Raw genomic sequence first — 2,130 nt, forward strand, 5'->3', positions numbered from 1 at the left:
AATATGGTAAATCTGGAATGGTACCGAACCTTTAAGGCAATCTACGAAACAGGCACACTTACAGGTGCAGCTGAGTCTCTCTACATCTCACAACCTGGGGTAAGCCTGCATTTAAGTTCGCTTGAATCTTATGTGGGCTATAAATTATTTGACAGGACTTCCCGTAGGATGGTCTCTACAGAAAGAGGTAAAATTTTATATAATTTTATACAGGAAGCCCTGTGTAAACTGGAAGACGCAGAACAGCATTTCCATAAAAGCACAGAAAAAGACACCCCTACCATCAGCATCGGGATGTGTTTTGAAACTTTTCAAATTACACTGGAGCCCTATCTGCCAGAACTCCCCTTCAACGTCATCATCAAATTCGGTGAATATCCTCAAATGATCAGCGATTTAGATAACGGTGTTCTCGATCTGATCATTACACCACAGAAGGACAACAACAAATATATAGAGTATAGACCATTCTCTAAGGAAACCATTGTATTGGTTGCAGGAAAAGCCACCGACACCTCTGGATTTGAAGAAATAATAGACGGCGATATCAAAGAACTGGAAAAGTGGCTGAAACAACAAAAATGGTATGGAACTACCGGTGATATGGAACACCTCATCCGTTTCTGGCATGCCAACTTCTCCAAACGTCCCGATTTTAAACCCAATTATATTGTTCCTAACCTAAACTCCATCGTACGCTGTTTAACCGCAGGCGGAGGTTTAGCCATTATACCAGATTTCCTCTGTAAAAAGGAAATTGACCTGGGCGAAGTTAAACTCGTTTGGGAAGGCAGGCAGAAAATTGAGAACACACTCTATTTCGGATGTAGAAAAGGGACCATTTACAGCAAAGAGATCCAGCTGATTAAGGATGTCTTCGAAAAAGAAATGGCTATGGTAAAAGATTAAAAATTTAAATGTTAAATATTTCTTGGATTTTATGTTTTAATACTTAGATTTGGTTTACCAATTAATTGGTAAACCAAATATTGTATGAAGTCGTTTATAGAAACTATTAAATCTATTGAAGTAGAATCGCCGGTTGATAAGATCATTGGTCAGTTAAAACAGTTAATAACCTCAGGTCAGTTACAACCGGGTGACCGCTTGCCCGCAGAAAGAGTGCTTGCCGAAAAGTTTGGCGTAGGAAGAAGTTATGTTCGCGAAGCCATTTTAAAGCTAGAGTTTTATGGACTGCTAAAAACCAATCCTCAAAGCGGTACCTATGTAGCGGGGTTAAGCATCAAAGTGATGGACAGCATCATTACCGATGTGATTAAATTCAACAAAGAAGATTTTAATGCCCTTCTGGAAGCCAGGTATTACCTGGAACTTGACGCCGTTAAACTTGCTGCAGAACGCCGTACCGAAGAAGACCTCGTGAATTTAAAGGAAGCTCTTTTAGATTATGAGAATAAGATCAACAGTGGAATGGATGCTGTAGAAGAAGATATGCTTTTTCACATCAAAATAGCCAAAGCTTCAAAAAATTCAGTCATAGAATCCATGATTCTTATCCTGATTCCCGACCTCATTAAAAACATTGTAGAGAATAAGATTTGTGGAGAAAACCGTGGTAAGGTGGCTATTCCTGAACACAGAAGCATTTTAAAGGCCATAGAAGAACAGGACATTGATGCCGCGGAGAATGCGGTAGCGGCACACTTGAATGATATGTTTCAAATCAGCAGGGCCGGCTATAATGCAAACCAACTCATCCAACCTAAAACAGACTGATATCGCCCATGATACGATAAGTATTATTTTAATATAACCTATATCCATTTAAAATGATGAACTACTTTAACAAGCTGGTACTGTACTCCTTTTGTCTTATATTTTCCACGGCAACACTGCAAGCGCAGGTTCATCCGGCCATTATGATTACCAAATCTAATTTGCCTGCCCTTAAAAAAGGTGTCATGGATTATCCCTTACTTCAAAAATCTTACAAGAAAGTCCAGGCAGATGCAGATAAAGCCTTACTCAACCCGATCAGCGTACCGCTGCCAAAAGACGGAGGCGGTGGATTTAGCCATGAGCAGCACAAAAGGAACTACACCAACATTTTAAACTGTGGTATTGCTTATCAAATTACAGGCGAACAAAAATACGCTGATTACATCAAAA

General features: G+C 39.6%; 2 protein-coding genes and 1 pseudogene. All 3 read left to right on the plus strand.

The features are described from left to right. The coding region (locus VNZ46_RS08095) for a LysR family transcriptional regulator (RefSeq protein ID WP_325559582.1) at positions 1-909 on the plus strand (909 nt) is incomplete at its 5' end. An 84-nt stretch (positions 910-993) separates the two neighbouring features. Further along, positions 994-1,737 carry a FadR/GntR family transcriptional regulator gene (locus VNZ46_RS08100; protein ID WP_133778117.1) on the plus strand — a complete coding sequence of 248 codons (744 nt, stop codon included), beginning with the start codon at positions 994-996 and terminating at the stop codon, positions 1,735-1,737. A 53-nt stretch (positions 1,738-1,790) separates the two neighbouring features. After that, positions 1,791-2,130: pseudogene (locus VNZ46_RS08105) on the plus strand (heparinase); the annotation flags it as partial.

The organism is Pedobacter sp. (assembly GCF_035566355.1).
Lineage (GTDB): Bacteria > Bacteroidota > Bacteroidia > Sphingobacteriales > Sphingobacteriaceae > Pedobacter.

Excerpts from the sequence above, each read along its gene's own strand:
- VNZ46_RS08100 (WP_133778117.1), top strand. The coding sequence starts at position 994 with ATGAAGTCGTTTATAGAAACTATTAAATCTATTGAAGTAGAATCGCCG.